Origin of the sequence: Mycobacterium sp. ITM-2016-00318 (assembly GCF_002968285.2) — a bacterium.
GTDB lineage: Bacteria > Actinomycetota > Actinomycetes > Mycobacteriales > Mycobacteriaceae > Mycobacterium.
This window is the reverse complement of sequence record NZ_CP134400.1, coordinates 2,351,092-2,371,186: the sequence shown is the minus strand read 5'-3', so window position 1 is coordinate 2,371,186 and position 20,095 is coordinate 2,351,092. Positions and strand designations below refer to the sequence as shown.

Annotated in this window: 21 protein-coding genes, 4 tRNA genes and 2 pseudogenes; 14 read left to right on the top strand and 13 right to left on the bottom strand. The window is 62.1% G+C overall.

Annotated elements, in window-relative coordinates; translation table 11 throughout:
* Positions 1-24: 24 nt before the first annotated feature.
* Complete coding sequence (locus tag C6A82_RS11580; RefSeq protein ID WP_105347103.1) at positions 25-267, top strand: acyl carrier protein; 243 nt, start codon at positions 25-27, stop codon at positions 265-267.
* A gap of 159 nt (positions 268-426) precedes the next feature.
* Here C6A82_RS11580 and C6A82_RS11575 read toward each other — a convergent pair.
* Both C6A82_RS11575 and C6A82_RS11570 read right to left on the bottom strand, forming a co-directional pair.
* Positions 427-1,157, bottom strand: a pseudogene (locus C6A82_RS11575) (alpha/beta hydrolase); the annotation flags it as partial.
* Between the two features lie 464 nt (positions 1,158-1,621).
* Positions 1,622-1,693: transfer RNA gene (locus C6A82_RS11570), tRNA-Val, on the bottom strand.
* A gap of 171 nt (positions 1,694-1,864) precedes the next feature.
* On the opposite strand from C6A82_RS11570, the gene C6A82_RS11565 reads away from it, so the two are divergent.
* The 11 genes from C6A82_RS11565 (at position 1,865) to C6A82_RS11515 (ending at position 9,589) form a co-directional block, all read left to right on the top strand.
* Positions 1,865-2,323: a hypothetical protein gene (locus tag C6A82_RS11565; protein ID WP_233217052.1), complete on the top strand. Its 459-nt coding sequence runs from the start codon at positions 1,865-1,867 to the stop codon at positions 2,321-2,323.
* A tRNA-Gly gene (locus C6A82_RS11560) sits at positions 2,314-2,386 on the top strand. The genes C6A82_RS11565 and C6A82_RS11560 overlap by 10 nt, the downstream gene beginning before the upstream one ends.
* Before the next feature lie 27 nt (positions 2,387-2,413).
* A tRNA-Cys gene (locus tag C6A82_RS11555) sits at positions 2,414-2,484 on the top strand.
* Between the two features lie 13 nt (positions 2,485-2,497).
* Positions 2,498-2,572 (top strand) — tRNA-Val (locus C6A82_RS11550).
* Between the two features lie 306 nt (positions 2,573-2,878).
* On the top strand, positions 2,879-3,703 hold the full coding sequence (locus C6A82_RS11545) for a GIY-YIG nuclease family protein (protein ID WP_142406008.1): 825 nt from the start codon (positions 2,879-2,881) through the stop codon (positions 3,701-3,703).
* A gap of 349 nt (positions 3,704-4,052) precedes the next feature.
* Positions 4,053-5,627, top strand: a complete 1,575-nt coding sequence (locus C6A82_RS11540; RefSeq protein ID WP_142406009.1) for an AAA family ATPase — start codon at positions 4,053-4,055, stop codon at positions 5,625-5,627.
* Positions 5,624-6,514 (top strand): HNH endonuclease, encoded by an 891-nt coding sequence (locus C6A82_RS11535; protein WP_105347108.1) that lies wholly within the window; start codon positions 5,624-5,626, stop codon positions 6,512-6,514. The genes C6A82_RS11540 and C6A82_RS11535 overlap by 4 nt, the downstream gene beginning before the upstream one ends.
* Positions 6,515-6,726: 212 nt before the next feature.
* Positions 6,727-6,891, top strand: coding sequence for an excalibur calcium-binding domain-containing protein (locus C6A82_RS11530; RefSeq protein ID WP_105347128.1), 165 nt, complete (start codon positions 6,727-6,729; stop codon positions 6,889-6,891).
* A 22-nt stretch (positions 6,892-6,913) separates the two neighbouring features.
* Positions 6,914-7,630, top strand: a complete 717-nt coding sequence (locus C6A82_RS11525; RefSeq protein ID WP_311101795.1) for a thermonuclease family protein — start codon at positions 6,914-6,916, stop codon at positions 7,628-7,630.
* A complete protein-coding gene (locus C6A82_RS11520) occupies positions 7,618-7,833 on the top strand; it encodes an excalibur calcium-binding domain-containing protein (protein ID WP_105347110.1) in 216 nt (71 codons plus the stop codon). Before C6A82_RS11525 ends, C6A82_RS11520 begins: the two co-directional genes overlap by 13 nt.
* Positions 7,834-7,942: 109 nt before the next feature.
* Positions 7,943-9,589, top strand: a complete 1,647-nt coding sequence (locus tag C6A82_RS11515) for a helix-turn-helix domain-containing protein (RefSeq protein WP_105347112.1) — start codon at positions 7,943-7,945, stop codon at positions 9,587-9,589.
* Between the two features lie 156 nt (positions 9,590-9,745).
* Here C6A82_RS11515 and C6A82_RS11510 read toward each other — a convergent pair whose 3' ends face one another.
* Both C6A82_RS11510 and C6A82_RS11505 read right to left on the bottom strand, forming a co-directional pair.
* The gene (locus C6A82_RS11510) at positions 9,746-10,219 is read right to left on the bottom strand and encodes a hypothetical protein (protein WP_105347114.1); all 474 of its coding nucleotides are present in this window, start codon (positions 10,217-10,219) and stop codon (positions 9,746-9,748) included.
* Between the two features lie 46 nt (positions 10,220-10,265).
* Positions 10,266-10,436 (bottom strand): hypothetical protein, encoded by a 171-nt coding sequence (locus C6A82_RS11505; protein ID WP_233217053.1) that lies wholly within the window; start codon positions 10,434-10,436, stop codon positions 10,266-10,268.
* Positions 10,437-10,752: 316 nt separating this feature from the next.
* Between C6A82_RS11505 and C6A82_RS11500 the strand changes: the two genes are divergently transcribed.
* On the top strand, positions 10,753-11,094 hold the full coding sequence (locus C6A82_RS11500; protein ID WP_142406010.1) for a hypothetical protein: 342 nt from the start codon (positions 10,753-10,755) through the stop codon (positions 11,092-11,094).
* A 337-nt stretch (positions 11,095-11,431) separates the two neighbouring features.
* Here C6A82_RS11500 and C6A82_RS11495 read toward each other — a convergent pair whose 3' ends face one another.
* The 8 genes and pseudogenes from C6A82_RS11495 to C6A82_RS11465 all read right to left on the bottom strand — a co-directional run bounded on the left by C6A82_RS11495 (position 11,432) and on the right by C6A82_RS11465 (position 17,553).
* Positions 11,432-12,331 carry a hypothetical protein gene (locus C6A82_RS11495; protein WP_142406011.1) on the bottom strand — a complete coding sequence of 300 codons (900 nt, stop codon included), beginning with the start codon at positions 12,329-12,331 and terminating at the stop codon, positions 11,432-11,434.
* Between the two features lie 150 nt (positions 12,332-12,481).
* On the bottom strand, positions 12,482-12,703 hold the full coding sequence (locus C6A82_RS26960; RefSeq protein ID WP_396836810.1) for a helix-turn-helix domain-containing protein: 222 nt from the start codon (positions 12,701-12,703) through the stop codon (positions 12,482-12,484).
* 140 nt (positions 12,704-12,843) lie between these two features.
* Entirely contained in the window at positions 12,844-13,086 is a 243-nt protein-coding gene (locus tag C6A82_RS11490; protein ID WP_105347119.1) for a hypothetical protein, read from the bottom strand.
* 269 nt (positions 13,087-13,355) lie between these two features.
* Complete coding sequence (locus C6A82_RS11485; RefSeq protein WP_233217054.1) at positions 13,356-14,597, bottom strand: AAA family ATPase; 1,242 nt, start codon at positions 14,595-14,597, stop codon at positions 13,356-13,358.
* Positions 14,594-14,716, bottom strand: coding sequence for a hypothetical protein (locus C6A82_RS11480; RefSeq protein WP_255419257.1), 123 nt, complete (start codon positions 14,714-14,716; stop codon positions 14,594-14,596). The genes C6A82_RS11485 and C6A82_RS11480 overlap by 4 nt, the downstream gene beginning before the upstream one ends.
* A 326-nt stretch (positions 14,717-15,042) precedes the next feature.
* Positions 15,043-15,249, bottom strand: coding sequence for an AlpA family transcriptional regulator (locus tag C6A82_RS11475; RefSeq protein WP_105347120.1), 207 nt, complete (start codon positions 15,247-15,249; stop codon positions 15,043-15,045).
* Positions 15,250-15,517: 268 nt separating this feature from the next.
* The gene (locus tag C6A82_RS11470; RefSeq protein WP_311101794.1) at positions 15,518-16,648 is read right to left on the bottom strand and encodes a site-specific integrase; all 1,131 of its coding nucleotides are present in this window, start codon (positions 16,646-16,648) and stop codon (positions 15,518-15,520) included.
* A 344-nt stretch (positions 16,649-16,992) separates the two neighbouring features.
* Positions 16,993-17,553, bottom strand: a pseudogene (locus tag C6A82_RS11465) (hypothetical protein).
* 659 nt (positions 17,554-18,212) lie between these two features.
* Here C6A82_RS11465 and C6A82_RS11460 point away from each other — a divergent pair.
* Positions 18,213-18,779 (top strand): helix-turn-helix domain-containing protein, encoded by a 567-nt coding sequence (locus tag C6A82_RS11460; RefSeq protein ID WP_311101793.1) that lies wholly within the window; start codon positions 18,213-18,215, stop codon positions 18,777-18,779.
* A 484-nt stretch (positions 18,780-19,263) separates the two neighbouring features.
* Here C6A82_RS11460 and C6A82_RS11455 read toward each other — a convergent pair whose 3' ends face one another.
* Positions 19,264-19,911 carry a TetR/AcrR family transcriptional regulator gene (locus C6A82_RS11455; protein WP_311101792.1) on the bottom strand — a complete coding sequence of 216 codons (648 nt, stop codon included), beginning with the start codon at positions 19,909-19,911 and terminating at the stop codon, positions 19,264-19,266.
* Between the last annotated feature and the right edge of the window lie 184 nt (positions 19,912-20,095).

The following is a 20,095-nucleotide window of genomic DNA, read 5'->3' as shown; positions in this document are numbered from 1 at the left end:
AGCACAACTCATGGAGGTGAAATCGTGGCTACAGGAGAGACTGGCTTTGATGACGTGTCGTTCGATCTGATCTCGGTGCAATATCACTCGCTGAAGGCGGGACACGATTACGGACAATATGTGCGTGACGCGAAGAATGCCGGCCGTGACGACATCGCGTCGTTCTTCGAAGAGGTGATGTCTCAGGACGCCGATCGCGCCAAGCGGTGCCACGAGTTCATGAAGGAACTCAGCGGAGCCCAACAGTCTGGCCCGGCGGTCAACTAGCTCGTACGTCACGTCAGGGGTAACTGCGCCGAGAGTGCTCGTCGGCCTCTCGGCGAAATGCCGTTGTCGCCGACCGGTCCGCCTCGGCAGATGAAGCGTGGCGCTGTGCAGCATCGCAGTGGTCGCGCTCGGTGATGCGTCGGCTACCGGCAAGCCGAAGTGTCGGGCGAAGAACCGGGACCCCTCGTCGACCTCGAACTGCGGCACGCCGGTGTGCCCGCCCATATTGGCGTGCAGCGTCTTCTCCTTGGAGCCGAACGCACCGAACAGGTGCAGCGCCGCCTGCCGGTCGTTTGCTTCGTCGTCCCACTGCAGTAGCACCTGTAGCGGAATGGTGATCTCTCGGGCTTCCTCGACGATGGCGGCAGGCACGAAAGTCCCGGCGTACAAAATGGCGGCCGAGATGCGGGGTTCGGCCACCGCCAGCGGATGCCGATGGCCATCACTCCTCCCGCGTAGCCGACCGGGCCGTCGATCTCGGCCAGCGAGAGAACGGCGTCGGCGTCCAGAGTGGCCTGCCATTCGGGGACCGCCTTCTCCGCCAGCGGGAGGACAAGCCGGTCCACGATCTCGCCGACCGGCTCGCCGTCAGCCATCGCCCGGAGCAGGTCCGCCCGGGCCTCCTCGGCGGCGGCCGAACGTGGCCGGTCACCGCTGCCGGGCAGCTCGATGGTGGCTGCGGCGAAGCCATACTTCGCCGCGGAGATCCGGGCCCGCGCCGCCAGCCTGGGATACATCACGCGCAATCCGCCAGGGTGACCGAGCAGGATCAGCGGCACCGGTGCGGATGCGAGTGATTCGGGCGTTTCAAGTATTCCGGGAATTTCGCCGAGGATGAAATCGCGTTCGAGGACGCCGTCGTCGAAGCGCTGTTCAGAGGTGAATCGCATGGTCGTGCCTTGTCGGAGTGCTCGTGATCGGCGCTCCCGGGCGACCTATCGCCCGACCGTGACCCCAGACAGGAGCACCCACGTTGACATGGTCATGGGTATCACCTCCTCGCTCTGTCGCACGGCCTCCGAAGAGTAGCAGCGGTCGCCGTGGCTCACCAACAGTAGCGCCGTCCCCACACCCGAATGTCAACGCACGCAGGCTATTTCGCCGACATTGACGCTGTCCAGCGGCTGCGCCGTCGCAAGCACTTGCCGTAGCGCGTCCTCGAGGCCGTCAACCGAGACTGCGGTGGCCGGCCCACCGACCTCGTTCCAGCCGGGGCCGGCCAGGACGACACGTGCGCCCTCAGCCCGACCTCGCCGATCTGAACGACGGCAGTCAGGCGATAAGAGGGGAAGAACGGTGACGCGTTTCGAACCCATCGACCGACGGGAACGACGTTAGCCTTACGCATTTAGAGTGGTCCCGACTGGGATCGAACCAGTGACCTTCCGCGTGTGAGGCGGACGCTCTCCCCCTGAGCTACGAGACCGGGGAACGACGTCGAAGATTAGCACGCAGCAGTGCAGTCAAGAGAACTCAGCCACCTTGAAGTATTCCCGCAGCAAAGATGCATTCATCAATTAGCGTGACGCGCTGGGAGGGCGGCTCCGTCGACATTTCGGGACGGCTAGCACCATCGAGTGATCGGAGGAGGACGGTTGTGGCCGAGTCAATCGGGTTCACGTTGCCGAGCGCCAACACCTGGTGCATCCTGACGGACACCCTGGTGCTGCGACATCGGCGAGCGGGACCGGGCGCCTCCCCCGAGGCCCCCGCCGACTGCCCAGAGTTCAGTGACTACGGGCAGGGCCTTCTGCTGTATCCGACCGGACCCGCCCGGTTCGTCTGCGCAGGCGACCCGGCCATGGGCGGCGCTCCGGCACTGCGCTACGGCCGGATACAGGCAGGCGGCGGGATGAGTGCAACAGCGAGCCGTCGGGGATGCGGTGTGCCAACTCCGATGGTCGCGGCGTCAGCATCTCCCGTGGGGGCTACCAGATATTCTGACCGGAGCGCCCTGCTCAGCGTGTCGTGGAAGGGATTTGTGCGGCTACGCTGCGGTGGACTATCGTCGTGCTTCGCGACGAGCGACGATCTCGCTCGTGGCGCGCGGATGTAGCGCAGTTGGTAGCGCATCACCTTGCCAAGGTGAGGGTCGCGGGTTCGAATCCCGTCATCCGCTCGAGGGTGCAGTCGCATCAACCCCAGCGGTGGAGTGGCCGAGTGGTGAGGCAACGGCCTGCAAAGCCGTGCACACGGGTTCGATTCCCGTCTCCACCTCCGAGTTCTACAGGCGCGATTAGCTCAGCGGGAGAGCGCTTCCCTGACACGGAAGAGGTCACTGGTTCAATCCCAGTATCGCGCACCAGTATCATTGCAGGCAACGGCAACAATGCGCTCAATAATCGGCTCCCATGGGCCAGATATGGGCCAGGCGAATAGGCCTTGGTGACCCGAATGAGAGGTAGCTAGGCACCGACACGCAAACGGGTGGTCCTCACCAGCTGGAGCACGCATCCCGCACCAGCCCGACGCCGAGGTGCGCCGGGTGGACTGCGTCCGGCAGTGATGTTCCTGCGCTATTCCCCGCGCGTTGTTCCTAGCTGAACGCCGCGATCGAGGGTCCAACAGAAACGATCCGAATGACCGGTGCGAATAAGTACCCTTTGGCTTCGTGGCAACGATCCCATTGAGAAGCCTGATCGGTGACCTTGATCCGGCGAAGTGCAAGCTCCACTGTGCGGTCTTCAACGGCGAAGAGTATCCGCTCGACGTGCTCGCCCGCTCTTCGGATGAATGGATGCAGTGGAGTCGATGGCGCCCTGTACGCGACGAGTTCAACCGTCAGTTCATCTTCTCGCTTGCGCAAGACCGGGATCGTGGCACACACTGGCTGTTCGGCGGCGTGTTCGAGGTTCTCAAACGTCGCCCGAAACCGCTCTCCTATTCGTATGACCTGAAGCTTCGAGACGACCTGATGGGGCCGTTCATCAAGCGGCTCATGGTGTCTTTCCGACCTCCGGGGCGACAGATGCGGATGAACCTGGACACGCACCTCGACCATATTGCGGTCCTGTCGATCCGCGAACACACCTACGCTGGCGAGACCTTCCCTGGCCACGATCGGATCAACCATACGTTCGGCACACTTGAAGTGGCCATCAAGCAAGACTGGCACGATTGGCGTGGCGCGCTCCAAGGCATGAAGGGGGTCTACGTCATACACGACCAGGAAACGGGCAAGGGCTATGTCGGGTCGGCAACCGGTGACACTGGAATCTGGGCACGCCTATCCGAATACGTCGCCAAGCTTCATGGCGGCAATAAGGGCCTAGTCGAACTGGTCGGCCAAAAAGGGCCCGAGTACGCAAAGGCCAATCTCCGCTTCGCTCTTCTTGATTACGGGCCGATGCGAACTCCAGACGAAAAGGTCCTAGAGCGCGAGAGCTATTGGAAAGATGTGCTGCTGACGCGAAAGTTCGGCAACAACAAGAACTAACACCGCCGCTTCAGCGGGGCGCACTAGCTGAAAAAGCTGGCAGAAGTGGCTGTGACCGCTTGACCCCCAGTCACAACCTCGATCTCGTGCGCACGGCGCCACGGGGCGAGTCTCGCGTGCCAAACCACGTACGAGTCGTACACCTGTTGACGCGGCGGCGTCCCTCGCGGTGATGCAGGAATCGCACCCGCGGGTCACCACTAATCATGCCTCTGATGGAGAACCTGAGTTGCAGCAAACGGATGGGTATGAAATGCCTCAGCGAAGGCTCTGAGGCTCGACCCAGTCGACTATCGCATCGCGGAACGGAAACGCACCTCCGCTGCCGGTGGGTGCATAACCTGTCCTTGTGGACAGTGTTAACAGCCGGCTGCGGTTTGTAGTGATCGATCGATTCGCCAGTAAGCCGCAGTTGCCCTTTCCGAACGTCGTGCTGCGGATCGATAACTGGGACGACTTCCACTTGCAGACCCTGTTCGACGTGACCCTGCGGACTGGCCCGGCTGATGAGCTCTCGCTTGGGAGCGTCAAAATCCTTCAGCACGGCCAAGAGGTAGGGCGGCCTCGATTGCCGTCGTCGTTCGATCGATTGGACACAGACTTCTGCTCGCTCGGCCAGGACATCGAATACTACGAGAAGTTGATGGGGCAACCCGACAAGCTGAGGCAAACCTACTTGTATGCGCTTCGCGATGCAGCCGCGGACCCAGAAATCGAGCAGGAATTCATCGAGGAGCGCGGTTGGAAGGAGTCACTTCTCCGATTTGGGGAGGCAGTCAATGCTCTTGAAGCAGGCAGGCAGTTGGTGCACGGCACGGCACTAAAGACTGACCAGCTCTCATTCCGCTTCGACTGGTGGCGCGAGGGCGCTCTCACTGAGGTCCCCTTCAGGTTCGACGACACTCAAGCACTTCCCGGCCGCTGTTGTGTACTTATCGGCTACAACGGCGCCGGCAAGACTACCCTCCTCGCAGACCTTGCTCTCACCGCAAGCAGCGGACGGAAGCCGCACCCCGAGAACGTCCAACATTCGACGATCCGCGGAGACGCTACAACCTTCGGGGCGGTCGTGGCAGTCTCATATAGCGCATTCGATACGTTTGGCACGCCGGAGAGCATCCGTGGCGGCACAGACCCAGACACGAACAAGCCCAAGTCCGGGTCGCGAACCGCCATTTTCGGGTATGTGTACTGCGGCCTCCGGCGGCGAACAGACAAAGGCGATCGTCACGCGAATGATCCGGAAAGAAACGAATTCGAGCTCAAGTCAATCGTTGAGATCGAACTTGAGTTTGCGGAGGCGCTCAGGACGGCCGGGCGCCGGCGGGAAGGCGGGTTTCTCGTTTCTGCATTCGAAGCCTTGTCCCGAGAGCCCTCGTTCGGGCTAGTCGGCATAGACATAGCGACTCTAGGGAAGGGCCTTGATAGCGCAGGCGCGATCGAGGTGTTCCATAAACTCAGCACCGGTCACAAGATCGTTCTGAATATTGTGGCTCAACTCGCTGCTCATCTTCGAACCCGTTCCTTAGTACTGATTGACGAGCCAGAGACGCATCTGCACCCGCCACTTGTAGCCGCTCTCCTCGGAGCTATCCAGGTGTTACTGAAAGCGCATAGCTCATTCGCAGTCATCGCTACTCACAGTCCGGTTGTGGTTCAGGAGATCCCAGCCAAGTACGTGAGCATCCTGGAAAGGGATGACACAGGAGTTAGCGTACGTGGACCTGAGATTGAGACATTCGCTGAGAACATTGGCGCGATCACCAGGCACGTCTTCTCGCTAGACAGCTCCGCTACCGACTACCAAGGAATCTTGGCTTCTCTGTCCGAGCGTCACACAGTTGACGAAATAAACGACATGTTCAATGAAGGACTCAGCGTCCAGGGCCGGGCGCTGGTAGCGAGCTATCGCAAGCTGCCATGATCGCGGCGACACAGCCCGCGGCCGACGACGAGGCGAATTATGATCACGTCGCCGAGCTGAGGCTCGCTGAGAATGGTGAGATACGGCCGTCGCAGCTTAAGCCTGTGGTTACTGATCTCTACAAGAGCTACGTGGCCCGCGTCATGGCCGCAGCCGGCCCGACCCCGCACGGCTTCTCCACCGCAGACCATGACGTACTAAAGGCGAACGCTGACTATCTCAAGAGGGTCCGTTTCGGCCCACTTCGTTCCGCGATTCGTGCGGCGGGACCGACCCGAAAGTGCCCGTACTGCTATCAAGCCTCCGCGAAGCAAATCGACCACTATCTTCCAAAGGCTCATTTCGGCGAGTACGCCATCTATGCACCTAACCTTGTGCCGATATGCGGAGAGTGCAACGGCCGGAAGCTCAACCGTTTCCAGCGCGATGGCGGAGGTCGGCGGTACTTGCACCCCTACTTCGATCGACTTCCAATCGATTCCCCTCCGTATATCGTGGCGACACTTTCGGTAGGAACATCGGTCACGATTGCCTTCCAGGTCGTAAAGACGCCCGGAATAAGTGATGAATTGTGGCAAATTTTGACGACTCAATTTAGTGATCTCGACCTTGCCGCTCGGTACATGCTGGATGCCACCGACACGATGATGAACATGCTCGGCTCGTTCTACTTGCTTTTTGAACTCGATGGCGCCCAAGCGATTCGCGACCAGCTAGTGATGGACAAGCGTTCGAAGGAAACCTGGTACGGTCCAAACCATTGGTGGCCGGTCACCCTCGGCGCGCTTGGAGAATCGGCTGAGTTTTGCGAGGGCGGTTTCAGGAGCTTAGGCCCCGACCCTGAATTGATGGTGATCTCCGACACTGGCCAGGAATACAGTCGCTGAACTGGTGCCAACGGAGTGCCATCTCGCGCTCCGCAAAGCGTGACAGGGAAGCCTTCGACGGCGAGCTACCGCGATCTCGGCGAGCTTTTTCAAAATCGGGTTCTTCACATGACTTGTTAGCTACACTGCTCCTGGGCGGGGGCCCTGAAAATTCAATCTGGTGCTGCTGGCTGGGGGTGCACGTGTTAAGAACGGTTATTTGCGCTGTGGTGATGACGATTGCTGCAGTCGGGTTCCCGCCGGTTGCCGTCGCCGAAAGGCCGTACGCGAACTGCACTGAAGCACACGACGCCGGCGTATACGACATTCCGCAATCCGACCCTGCCTATTGGGACGGCGGGGACCGCGATCACGACGGATATGCCTGCGATTCATAACGCTCGCTGTGCGGCTGCTCTAATGGCCACCGCCATGCTTGCAGGGGGCGGGTACGCGGCCACTCCGCCGATCTCCGCCGAACCCGTCGCGGGGACAGCAGTCGTACTCAAGGTGGTCGACGGCGACACGATCGACATCCGCGACGACGTCCGCGGCCGGCTTCGCGTTCGCATATTGGGTATCGACACACCAGAAACGGTCAAGCCCGCCTCCCCCGTCGAGTGTTGGGGACCTGAAGCGACCGAGTTCGCGGCGTCGACCCTGATCGGACAGCGATTTTCCCTCGAGCTCGACCCGACACAAGATCGAACCGACCGGTATGGCCGCACCCTGGCCTACATCGTCCGTGCCGACGGCTGGGATTACTCCGTCGAAGCAGCCCGCGCCGGCGCCGCTCGGTCATATGTGTACGGCGGGGTTCCCGTCAGCCGTCACGAGGCAATCGCCGCCGCTGAAGCGGAGGCCCGAGACGGTCACCGTGGACTGTGGGGACCGCCGTGCAATGGCATTACATCGCCGTCGAGCGTCAGCGCGGCCGGCGCCCCACCACCACCCGCTCCTCTCCTACAACCACCGGCACCGCCTGCCACCGGGACAGCACCGCCGCTCGCATCGGGTGTCTACTACGGCGACTGCGGTGACGCGCGCGCGGCCGGTGACGCGCCACTGGGCTCTGGCGAGCCAGGCTACCGGTCGGGCCTAGACCGAGATGGCGACGGTGTCGCATGCGAAAGCTGAAGTGCCTGCAGGCTTTCCAAGTTGTTGCGGCTTTGACCGTCGCGGCACCGCTGACTGATAGCCCTACTGCTCGGGGGGCTCCATTCCGCAATTGCGATCAAGCCGAAGCAGCCGGAGCGGCACCGATATTCGCCGGACAACCCGGTTACAGCTCTAAACTTGACCGCGACGTCGACGGCGTGGCATGCGAACAAGGCAGTTAGCGGCCCGGCCGCTCAGCAGCACGCCGCGTAGGTGCCTCGTCGGGCGACCGACGAGGCACCTACCGCGACCAGCTTTGCTTGGCCCGGCCGCTTTCCTGTGGCGGATTAAGTGTCATCTGGCACGCCGGGACCCGCCGAGGCAGGCGGTAGTAGGCTCGCCCTCGGCCCGGCGTCACTTAGGTCGGCGGCAGACGCGCGGGCCCAAGCGGAGCCCAGCACGAGGTGCCCGGGGGGCGGCGTGATAGTTCCTGATGGACGAACCGACTACGAGAAACTGCTCGAGCTCCTCGGCAACCCCGAAGAGACACACCTTGACCTCAAAGCATCTGTGGATATTGCGGCACAGGACGACAAGGTCAAGTTCGTCAAAGACGTTGTCACTATGTCAAATCGGCCACCCGGCGGATACATTCTCATTGGCGTGAACGACGCCGGTGATGCATGCATGCAGATCGGAACCATCGCCGACCGCAGCCGGTTCGACGGCGCCAAGCTGGGGAGTCTCGTCCGCAAGTACATCGAAGGTGAGATCCACCTCCGAGTGCAGATCCACGAGCACAACGGCAATGAGATCGTCATGGTGTTCGTACCACACCACCGCGACGGGCTCCCCGTGCCCTTCAGCAAAGACGGCCAATACCCGAAGCCCGGCGGGAAGACCGAGACGGTGTTCCGGACCGGTGAGATATTCGTCCGAGAAGGCGCCGAAAATGTGCCAATCCGTCACGCTCATTGGCCCGACGTACTGTCCGCCTATACCCAGCGCATCCGCGAGGAGTCAAGCAACTTCGCTCAGCAGATGATTCGAGAGTTCCTCGCCGCGCGCGAAGGATCGACCGGTGGCGCCAAGGACGTTCCGCTCTCGATGAACATGGATACGGCCACCTTCTCAGATGCAACCCTTGCGCTCATCGAGGCCGGCAACGATGTGAGGTTAAGGCATTTCATTCAATCCCTGGTCCAGATAGCCAATCCGGAGTTGCCCCTTGAGGACTTCGAACGGATGCTGAACCTCTGGACTACGTTCTGCGCGCAAGCGTTGTACTTCACGCGCGCCGACCTCGTCGACGAAGCCATCGGGAGACTTCGTGAGGCATACACCAGACTGGGAATCGGCGTCGACGACACACGGAAGCGGTTGGCAGTTGTCATCAGGCTTTATGCCCTCGGCAGCCTCGCCGTACGCCTCGAAGCTTGGGAGACGGCCGCCGCCGTGGCGCTTCAACCGGTGCCGTCGGACCGGTACAGCAACGAATACATCTATTCATCCTGGATCCGCCATGCCCAGGTCGACGCTTCGCGCGCGAATCTCACCGACGGCCGCCACGGATTTATTATCTCAGCTGCGCGAGAACTCCTGGTCCAGCATCCGCCGATGCGTCCGGATGTGGCGGAATCCGATGTGCCGCCAGAAGCTGATGTCGGCCCTAATGATGTGCTCCTGAACTCGTTGTGCCAGTTCGACCTTGCCTACTGCATCATCGTCTTCGCCAAGGGCACAGGCCACGCTGAGGCGTACCCTTCGTCAGCTGCGTTCAGTGAAGACCGCGCGGATCCGATAGCACAACGCATAGTCGCGGACGCAGGCGTACGCGAACGACTCATCGCTGACACTTCCGTCGGCGAGATCGCCCACGCGATGCGTGAGGTCTTCAGACGGGCGATGACGGAATCACTGACGTACGGCGGCCGCTGGTGGGGCCCGCCACCGACCGTCGACGCCTTCATCAAGCAGCACGACCCGCAGATTCCTTAAAGGCTGCGCCGGAACGCGGGTCAGCTGAACGGCGGTAGAAGCACGTCGCCTTAAAGCAGGCGCTGACCTCCGTGACAGCCGGGATGCCGTAATTGACCGGTGACTTCCCCCGTGCTCGACCCGTACTGAAAGACGCAGCACTGATACTGAAAGGGCTTAGAGTCGGCCGTAGAGCTCGAGCCCAAGTGATGCCGCCAGCAGTGCGATCGCGATCATCTGGACCACGAGGCCCGCAACCACGAGCTTGGCCTTGGTGTTATTGCCACCTCGGAGACTGCAGAGTGTGCGCACTTTCTGACTTACTTCGGTTCGCACGGCATGATCGGCGGTCTGCAACCATTCTTCGTCGCTCTCGGCGAGCGTCTTGAGGTATTCGCAACTGACTACGTCGTACTTGTGGAGGTGCGTCTGAACGACGATCGCAATAGATGCCGAAAGCACAAAGAACAGGAGTGCACCGAATAGCACAAGTACGGCCAGTTGATCTTCGAACACCGGATCTTTGCCGGTCACAAGCACTGTAAGTCCAAAAATCAATGCAAGCACCGCCGCGCATGACGTCAGTACTGTGCCGCCGCGCGCTTCTAGCGTCTTGCGGCGGTCGTACTCGGTGACCAAGAGCGCGCTCACCGTCGCTTGATAAACCCGGCCAGCCGACGAGACTTGCCCTAGGTGCTCATCGGTTGCGTCGGCGCTCATTGTTGTCGGGCGGCGGCCCGCTGCCTCTGATGCTCTCGTATCCGGAAGGGTCCCGCCACGGCTGAACCGTGACCGTCGTCGGCGGAGGCGGAGGTGGATGAGGCGGCGGCGGATCCGGCTGGTTGTCGTCGCCCTGGTTCTGCTTCATCGTGTCCTTGCGCGTACGTGCTTGATTACCTTGAGTGCCGTACACCAGGCTTGCATACCCGAGCGACATTGAGGTCTAGCCGCGCCGCGCGGTGGTAGAAATTGACGCGCAGAATCGTGCGCTGCCCGCAAAGCGCAGATGGGAGCTTGTTTGCTGCAGGTGGCCGAATTCCTGGGAACCGTACACGGCGGATTTGTCAGGGTGCTGCGGCAGGGGCTGACCCCCTAGGGGGAGGCTCCCGCCCCCCGGCGCGCCAGGCGACAGTACTTTCGTGAAATCGCCTCCACTGCAGCGTGTTTCGATCTATACTCGTTGCATGGCTGGTCTGTTTGTGATGCTGTTCCTGCTCGGCCTGCTGTTGTGGCTGCTGCCGTGGCTGGCGGTAGTCGCTGCGCTGGTTGCGGCCGGCTGGCTGGTCAGGCGTTGGCTCGAGCGCGACTTCCAGCGGGACATGGCGCGACGCCGTGAGGATGCAGAGTTGGCGGCGCGGGCGGATCAGCAGAACCGGTGGTTCCTCGCCGGTGACCCTCGCGGAGTGTTCGGCGAGCAGAAGAGCATCGAGTCGGGCAGGAGCGTCAAGCCAGTCCGCCGTCAGTCGGCGCCTGCTGTGGTGCGGCGCAGCGTCGGCGGAGTGACGGTCAAAGTCACCGTGGCGTGACGGGTCGTTCATCATTGCGGTCCTAATTGCGGCAGCGATCTATTCGTTGATGTTTGGCGGCGGCTGGCGCAGGTACGAACTAGCAGGTTCTCGGCTGCTTCATGGCCCGTCCTTGCCCGACCGATCTGCGGGGTTGACGCCGTGCCGCCGCCTGGCTTGTTCACGACTGCACAGGTTCGATTCGGATGGCTCTGCGGTACTGTCGGGCTTCTTGCGACGACCGCCTCACCATCTCCGCCGATGCGCCGGCCGTGTCTGCGTCGATAAGGAACGAATCAGCCGACGGGGTGATACGGATCGCTGCGGTCCCGACATCATACGTAGGCAACGGGCTACCTCAACCGACGTTTTCGATCGGGACGGCTCGACGGTATGTGCCGGGATGGCGGGTGGTTTGCTTCGGATACTCGGACGTCGGTGTCTGCTGCGCCGAGCGGCCCGTCTCTCTGGCCGCCGCGGCGTTGCGTCGGGCGCGGCGCTCAGCATGGAGTTGGTTCAACTGCGCTTCCGTCGGCACCCACACCTCGGCTGCACTGGTAGATAACCAAATCAACTGTGCAACAGGGTCTTTAGGCCACGGTCGAGGGTCTGGCTCGTCGCCTGAAATCACAACCGTACTGGTCCGCCCGTCACGCCAACATGGGAATATCTCATCCAAATTTCTGATAGCGAGATTCGACGCAAGAGGATCGTCGTAGAAGTATCGACTGGCAGAGCTGACCCACATGTGAGACGGCGTCGACCACTTCTGCGCTTCGCGGAGCAGGTCGTACGACGTCCGCAACGAGCGCAGCTCGTTGTATGCCGACACCGCGTCACCGCCGGCTGCGATAATCTCGTCCGGGCTTCGCGCGCCATCGAGTCGGGCCACATGTTCGTCCACTGTCGCCATGAGTTCGTGTAGATCGCTGTCGAGCGATTGGCACAGGCGCGCATAGTCGACGGCGAGTGACCCGAAGTGTCCGGCGAGTGCGTCGAGCCGTGCGGTCAGCCGGCCGTGCTTGACGGCGCGTGCCCGCGTCTGGGCGTCCTCGGCGACTACCGCCTCCTCCCACGCGGCGAGGGTCTGATCGTTGACAACCGTTGGCCATTCGGTCGCCTCCACGGCTGGCAGGGTGGTGAGCCGCCGAAGCAACAACTCCCGCTCCTCAACAACCGCTTCAAATTCCGGGCTCGCGATTGCGCGACGAAAGTAGGGGTTCGATTTGGTGCGGCCAATGATCTCGGGCGCTGGCATCGTCATCGCCTGGTGCTCCTGTTCTTACGGCGGTTGGCTTCTGCGCGGCCACTGTGGCCCGGTTGCGGCTCGCCTTGCGGTGTTCGCACGCGCACGGCCAACGCGTTCCACTCGGCGTCCGACAAAGAGCGCAAGTGCTGCTCGAACGCCTCAGCTAGCTCGGCCATTTCTTCGCCCCTTCGCATACGCCTCCACGGCCGATCGACTGAACAGCCACCGGCCGCCGACTTCCTCACCCTCTAAGTCGGCCGCGAGGCGGCGAACGTGTCGGGTCGTACACCCCAGAATGTGCGCCGCCTCGCGGGCACTCACTACTACCGACAATTCTAATTGTGCTGCAGCGCAGTCTAATTGATGTCCGTTAGCGGACATTGTGCTGGTCAAGGACGCGATGTCAAATCGTCGTGCTAGGGAGTGCATCCACGACGGCACAGGCACACCCGCCCGTGCCCGGCGGTCAACAAGTTCGTTGACGCAATACAACACCTCGTTGGTCTCGCGATCGTTGAGCCTCATTCGCAGGCCCCGTCGGCCGCAATCTGGTCCAGCGCGGCGGCCAAGTGAAGCTCCAAGCTCGGCCTCGGATCCTCTCCGCGTTCGGCCTCGACCGTGTGGAACAGACTGACCGCGGTCCCGACCGACCCCATAGCAACGCCATACCGGCTGCAAGCACAGTCGCCGATCTGCGCCCGAACTTGGTTGGCATTGCCTTCCGGACCATCGTCGAGGTAGGCCAGGAACAGCCTCAGGGCCACGATCCGTAGCCGTCGTCGCCGTCGAGGAGGTGCGGGTCGAACCGGTATTCAGGCGGCATCGTCGCCACTTCCCGCACCGTCATCCGAACGCGCTTCGTCAGCCAGACGTCGAAAGGTAGGACATGTTTCGTCGTGGCGGATGTCCATATGCCAGATGCCGAAGCGGTCGCGGACCGGACCAGTGTTCTCGCTGAGGCAATCCGGGCACTGGCCCGAGAGGATGACCGGCTGGGCGGTCGCCCGCTTGCGTCGCCGACGTTCGCCGCGGTTCACTCGCCGCCACCTTGGTCGGTCGCCAGGTCGCCGTTCTGACCGTCTCTAAAAAGTGGTGTTACGACCGTTTCGTGTGTTACGTCCGCTTGGCTCGCATCCTCGTTCGTAATACTCGTAACGGATGTAACACCTCCTTGATAGAGCCCTCGTCCGATCTTCTTGATGCGACCGGAGTCAGCGAGCCGGTTGAGGTACACGCGCGCTTGGTCATTATCGATGCCAATCTCGGCAAGGTCGGCGGCACGGGTCTCGTTCAGCGCGGTCTCAGCGCGACTGTTGACGAACGAAAGGACTTCCAGCGCGCGGTCCCCGAGGTGCTGCTTATCTCTGCGCGATTCGACGGTGGCCGCTGCCTCCGTGAGGTTGGCACCGTCGAGCCTCCACAGGACACCGTCGTCGGCGTGCAACGCGTACTCGGCTTCGCTGATGTCGCGGCCGGTGACCGACAACACCGCGTCGTTTGAATGCCGTCTTCGATTGAGCACCATGACGAAGTCCGCGCTGCCCGCGATCCCCTGCGTACCGCTGACGGAATCGATGAAGTCCGACGATTCCGCTTTGCGGGTGTGGTGGACAACGAGCAACGAGGCACCGGGGACCGTGTCGATTGCGGCCTTGAGTTGGCTGCCGACTGCGTAGTCGTGTTGATATGGGTCTGTGCCGGCGGGCCTGTGCGGCTTCACTTTGCCGAGGGTGTCCAGGATGATCAGCGGCTTATCGCCCGGATGTTGTTGCAGGAACTCGCAGATCATGGCGAACACGACCGTGCTGGTCTCGGCGCGGGTGATGTAGTTGACAGCCGGTATCGGTTGGCCACCCATGAGGCGTCGCCATCGGCCTTGTAGGCGACGATCACCGTCCTCGAGTGCGAGATAGAGGACGGGCCGTTTCGCGACGCTGATTCTGCCAAGGGCCTTGCCTCCCGCGGCGCTGGCTAGCGCGACGTCACTGACGAACCAGGACTTGCCTACCTTCGGCGGTGCGGCGAGCACACCTAACCCCTCGGGGATCATGTCGGGCACGACGTACTCCAGCGGCGGAAATTCTTGTCCGTCGAGCCACACTCCGTCGCGCATGCTGGTGAGCACTGTTGCCGATTCCTCAGCACGACTCTCTTGCTGCACACCAGCGAGATCGAGCATTTCATCAGCGACTTGATTCAGTAGTTCAATTTCGCCGTTGGTGTACTTGCCGCTGTTCACCAACGCCTCACCTCTGGCCCGGAGATCGTCTGTCATGCGATCACCCCGCCGGTCATCCCGTGCAACGTCTCCGCAAGGTCACGGTCCGCGCCGCCGCGACGCCACAGGGCCTGCAGCACCTCGATTTCGAGCCTCGGCGTGAGTCCCTGATCCAAGAGGTGTAACGCAGCAGCGCGGCCCGCGTTGATCCTGTTTTCGGAGAGCGGAGGCCATGTGCAGAGGCAACTCAGGGGGTCGGCGTGCGGCCCTTTCAGGCAGCCGCAGTTCAACGACACCAGACGCCGGCGACCCTTGCGGCGCCGACCGAGCTGCACGGGTGTCTCTTGGCATTGCCGTGGTGGCGGTGCCCATCCAGTGGGCGGTGTCGGGTCCTCATTGTCGTATGGATCGGTGTCGGCGGCGCGGCTAGAATGAGTGTCAGCGATTGGCGTCGTCGAGGTGGCCCGGCCAGCATTGGCCGGGTTTCTTCTTATCTGGGTCATTACGCTGCACCGCCGAACGGCCGCATGGCTGCGTCGAGCTCGTTCAGATCCACACGGATGAGTCGCGCGTTGATCTTGTAGCCCTTGATCAGGCCGCGCGTGATCCAATCCCGGATCGTCCGCTCTCCGACGCCGACGTATGCCCCGGCCTCTTTGAGGCTGGCATAGCGGCGGGCGGTAGCAGCTTGAATCGTCTTGCTTGCCAAGGTGTCACACTCCCAGCGGATAAGCCGGGGCGACTACTGGACCTCAGAACTGGCGAGTCCAGCAGAAGCCCTTTGAGGCTCCTGTTCTCGCCGGCTCCCTATCGGGGCTCTCTGCCATCTGGGCAGAACTGGACTCGCCGTTCACGATGATTCAGTCCGAAACGGCCATGACGGCCTCAGCACTCCCATACCGGGTTACTGCCGAACTACCCCATCGGTACTAACCCGAGTATATGCGCATAGCTCTGGAACTCCGTTGGAACTTGGCTCAATTCTGCGTGTCGGCGGCAGCGAGTTTCGACAGGAGTTTCGCGATCTGTCGGTCGCGGCCTTGCGCGGCGTGCTGGTAGCGCATGGCGGCTGCTGGTGTCGAATGTCCAAGGCGCGCCATCAGTTCCGCGAGCGTAGCGCCTGTTGCCGCAGCGAGAACCGCGCCGCTATGGCGGAGATCGTGGAAGCGGAGATCGTTGCGGTTCGCCGCCGCACGCGCAGGGTAGTACCAGCGATAGAACGTCGCCGGGGCGAGGTGTCCGCCGTGGACCGCAGGGAACAGCGGCGCGTCGGCATCTGACCCGGTGAACCTGTCGAGGTGCTCGCGGACAACCGGAAGCAGATGTGGAGGGATCTCGACGTCTCGGCGGCCGGCGTCGCTCTTCGGTGTCGTCACTTCGAAACCGGCATCGACTCGTACGACGGCGCGGTCGACGCGCGCAATGCCATAGGACTCTTCGGGATCTTCGGCTTCAACGATGGTGATGTCACCGCGGCGCAGTTCCGTCAGTTCACCGAACCTCAGCGCACACCACGACGCCAACAGAATCATGGCCCGGTACGCCTCCGGCATCGCCTCGACGATGACGGCGATTTCTTCGATCGTGGCGGGGCGGATCTTGTGCGCGCGCCGCGCGGTCGCCGCCCCACGGATCACACACGGATTGGTCGAGATCTTGCCGTCGCTGGCCGCGGTGCCCAGCATCGCCCGCAGCAAGCCGTAGCAGTGAGCGCGCAGCGTTGGGGTCTTAGTGCCCATCTTGGCGTGCCACTCGCGCACGTCGTCAGCGGTGATCGACGCGATAGGCATCGCCCCGAACTTCGGCACGATGTGGTCCTCCAACAGCTTCTCGTAATGCTCGCGAGTGCGTGACTTCAGGTCACGCTGCTCGAGCCAGGTATCGGCGTAGCTCTTGAACGTCAGGCGCGCCATAGGCCTGTCGGCGGCGTCGGGCGGCATCCACTTGCCCCGGATGATGTCGGCCTGCCGAACTGCCAACCAGCCGCGCGCGTCCTTCTGGGTCAGGAACAGCGTCGGAGCGGTGTACCGGCGGCCGTCGGGTCCGCGGTACCGCGCGCGGTGGCGACCACTGGGCAGTGTTTCGACGGCGCCGAATGTACCTGGCATTCGCTTCTTCCGTGCCATGTCCTCCACCGCTCTGCGATACTGCGCTGGTCAGTGGCGTGGGCCAACGTGGGCCAGCCTTGGGCTAACAATACTGTAACAAGTCTGTTGCAACTTTCCGAAACACTCCGCTACGCTGACCAGCATCAGCACAGGCAGACCCACTGTTTTTGCTGATCACAACACCACGGTAGCAAAGCAATTTAACTGGTTCAATCCCAGTATCGCGCACCAGTATTACCGCAGTTCAGGACGCGTAAATTCCCCCACTCCCGAAGCCGCGTGACCTAGATATGACCTGGCCATCCAACTCGGGGGCTGAGGCCGTTCTCTGTCAGCGCCCGCACTTACTGCATCTGATCGAGCATTGTCGAGAACGCATCCTTGAGCCGTAGCGCCTTCTTGACCTCATCGGCCGTCACGTACGGGTATTCGCCATACTCCAAGAAACTGGGGAAGTGGTGCTCGCGCACGAACGTCACAAATGCGTCCGGGTTCTTCTTTTAATTCTCGGGGAACCCCTCGAGATTGGTGAACACCGTATTGATTCCGCTCTGGCCGAACAGCTGCACGGCGTCCTCGGTGTACTTGTCAAAATCGGTGTCGAAGATGCCTTGGTATTGGAAAGTCAAGCCATCACCGATGTCGAAGAGCAACCAGCGCAGGTAGTGAAGGCGTAGTGGAGCGAGGAACTCGGGCGTTTCGGTGATCGCTGCCTCGATGGTTTTGCCGTGTTCGCGGATCGCGTCCTCCCGACCCTCCTTCACCTTCGCGATGATCGAGAAGCCGTAGCACGCCGGGGTGCGCGGAAAAACCGGCCCGTACCGTCCCCGCTCAAGCTCGAAAAATCCTTCTTTTGGAATCGCCATGGCGGCGGGCTTGGTCCAGTCCTGATCGGTCGCGGACATGTCGGCTCCTCTGTGTTTGTACCTGGTGAAGCGGACGGTACGCCTGACTCGTGGCTGTTTTGGTTCGATGGCGGAACACGAAATTCCGGGCCGGTGGCGGCCCGATCCTTGTGTCGAAATTGTTTCGGCGGCTACGGCGCGGGAAAGGTGCCTAGAGCGTCGACGCTGGGGTTGGTCACGTCTCGGTCCGACGCGAGGCGGTTCGGCGGGGCGACCCTAAGGTGGGTGCAGCGATGAAGGCGCAGCCAAGGCGGGCGACGTGACCGATGTCCCACTCCGAAGAGACGGACCCGTGTTGCAAGAGTCGGGGACTGCTCACAACACGGGCGCATGAGAATCGCGGATTTGCCGGTCATTGTTACTAGTGAGGGACTGCCCCACCGCCAAGTCACATGAAAATTGCCTATAGGCAGGAGATCGGGGCGGCCTTTGGGCTTTGATCTGGGCGCTGAACAAGCTACGTTCGGTACCGGACTGTTTGCGGGGCCGTCAATTCGCGGGCGCCGCGCGGCCATGGGGTGGCAAGCAGGGGTGGCAAGCAAGGGGTGGATATGGCTCGGGGGGAACGGGCGGCGATTGTGGAGCAATCGGATGAGCGAGGACGGCGCGGTCCCGGCCGGCCTGCAGGGGCTGCCGGATGGGTGACCCATGAGCGTCTTGTGAACGCCGCGAGGGAGGTCTTCAGCGAATGCGGCTACGACGGCACCAACCTCGCGGAGGTGGCCCGGCGGGCGGGGGTATCGCGGCCGGCGCTGAATTATCACTTCGCGGACAAACCCACGATGTATAACGACGTCATCACGTCCACCTATACCGGGGTGGTGGCGCCTGCAATCAACCGTGCGGCTCAGGAGACCGGTCTGGTACGCCAGCTGTCGGTTTTCGTCGAAGCGGCCTGCAGCGCGATTGCTCAGGACAGGTCTGTCCTTGCGTTTTTATGCACCTCGGTTGCTGACTGTGAGACCCGTCCCGAACTGCGCGACCCGGACCATTGCCCCCTGACAATCATCCGGCGATTCTTAACCTGGGCGGTGAAAGACGCAGTGGAGCGTGGTGAGCTATCCTCGGCCACTCGAGTGCAGCCGTTGGCTGACGCCCTCGCCGCGATGCTCTGGGGCATAGGCTTTTTCGGCGGATTCGTCGGCACACCGCGGGAGACAGGCGCCGCTGCTGCAGAAATGCAGCAGTTTTTGACCGGAACGCTGTGGGCGACCCCACCCAAGTAGCCTGCGTACTTTGTCGTCTTGGCGTCGTCGACGGTGGGAAGTGCTGACGACTCAACAAGGCCAGCTCGCTGTCTAACGGGCCGCTGCTGTAGCCGCTTGTTTCCTCAGTAGTGACCGTTTCCAATTAAGACTTCAGCTGTGAGCGGGTGACGTGCGGTCGGGTCGGCCGATTCGCGCTGCGCCTAGGTCGCATCGGCCGGTCGCAGTCCACACCCCACAACGCCAGCGAAACCGCAATCAACACAGAGGAACCCGCGGCTTTGCGATCCCATCCGAACGCCTGCCCAATCGGGTCAATCCCAGTGTCGCGCACCAGCATTACCACATGTCAACTGGCGTTTAGAAAGACTGCTGGCACCGTTTGCACCACATATGCACCACAGGGTCGATTAGGGGCCAGGGCCGCCCTTCGGAGCGGTGCGGCCTTAGTGCCGAGGGATGTACGAGTGCTACACCCTTACACATGAGCGACCACACGCGGTGGCTAAAGGGAGCCCGCCGGCAACCCGCCTGTCAATTGCTGGTGGATTTGTGCGGCAATCGCATTTACCTGTTTCGGCTCGCCGACGAATGCAGCGTAGAACCCTATGCCCCCCAGCATCGCAAGAAGTGTGGCGACTAAAGGGGGTTGCTCGGTGTCGGCGGATAGCTCACCGCGGCCAACTGCCTCATTGACCGCCAGGGTCAAGAACCGTCGGGCGGCGGTCACCGGATCATGATGGGGATGGCGCAGTTCTGGGTGGCTCTGGCACTCAGTGGCCGACGTGCATAGAAATGCCGCAGCAGGCATGTCGTCAACGACCGCGTGGCCCGCGACATTTAAGAACACCGAAATTTGGTCCACCAGAGTCGATTTCTCGCCTGCGCGGTCGATGGCAGGTTTCAGTACGTCGCAATAGATGGCCTCGGTAACGGCCCAATACAGCTGAAGCTTGCCCTCTGGAAAGTAATAGCTCACCGCTGGCCGCGATACACCCGCCCGCTCGGCCACCTCCTGCAAGGAGGTGCCCCCATAGCCGCGTCGGGCGAAGACCTGTCGCGCAGTACTGATTAGACGCTGATGGCTGGTCTTCGGATCCCCTTTCCGAGGCCGGCCCCTTCGACGCCTTTCTAGCTCGTCCGGTTGTTCCATGCCGTTCCCCCCTTGCACAGGTCACCCCTGACCCGGACCGGGCAGCTGTAGCTTATTGGCGGTGGCGCAAACCCGGTCGCCCCGAAATGTACTCTCACGCGCAAACTAACGGAAGGGCCGTTCCGGGGACACACTTAGAGCGACCGTCCCACGCGGCAGCGACGGACACCGTGGGCTGAGGATT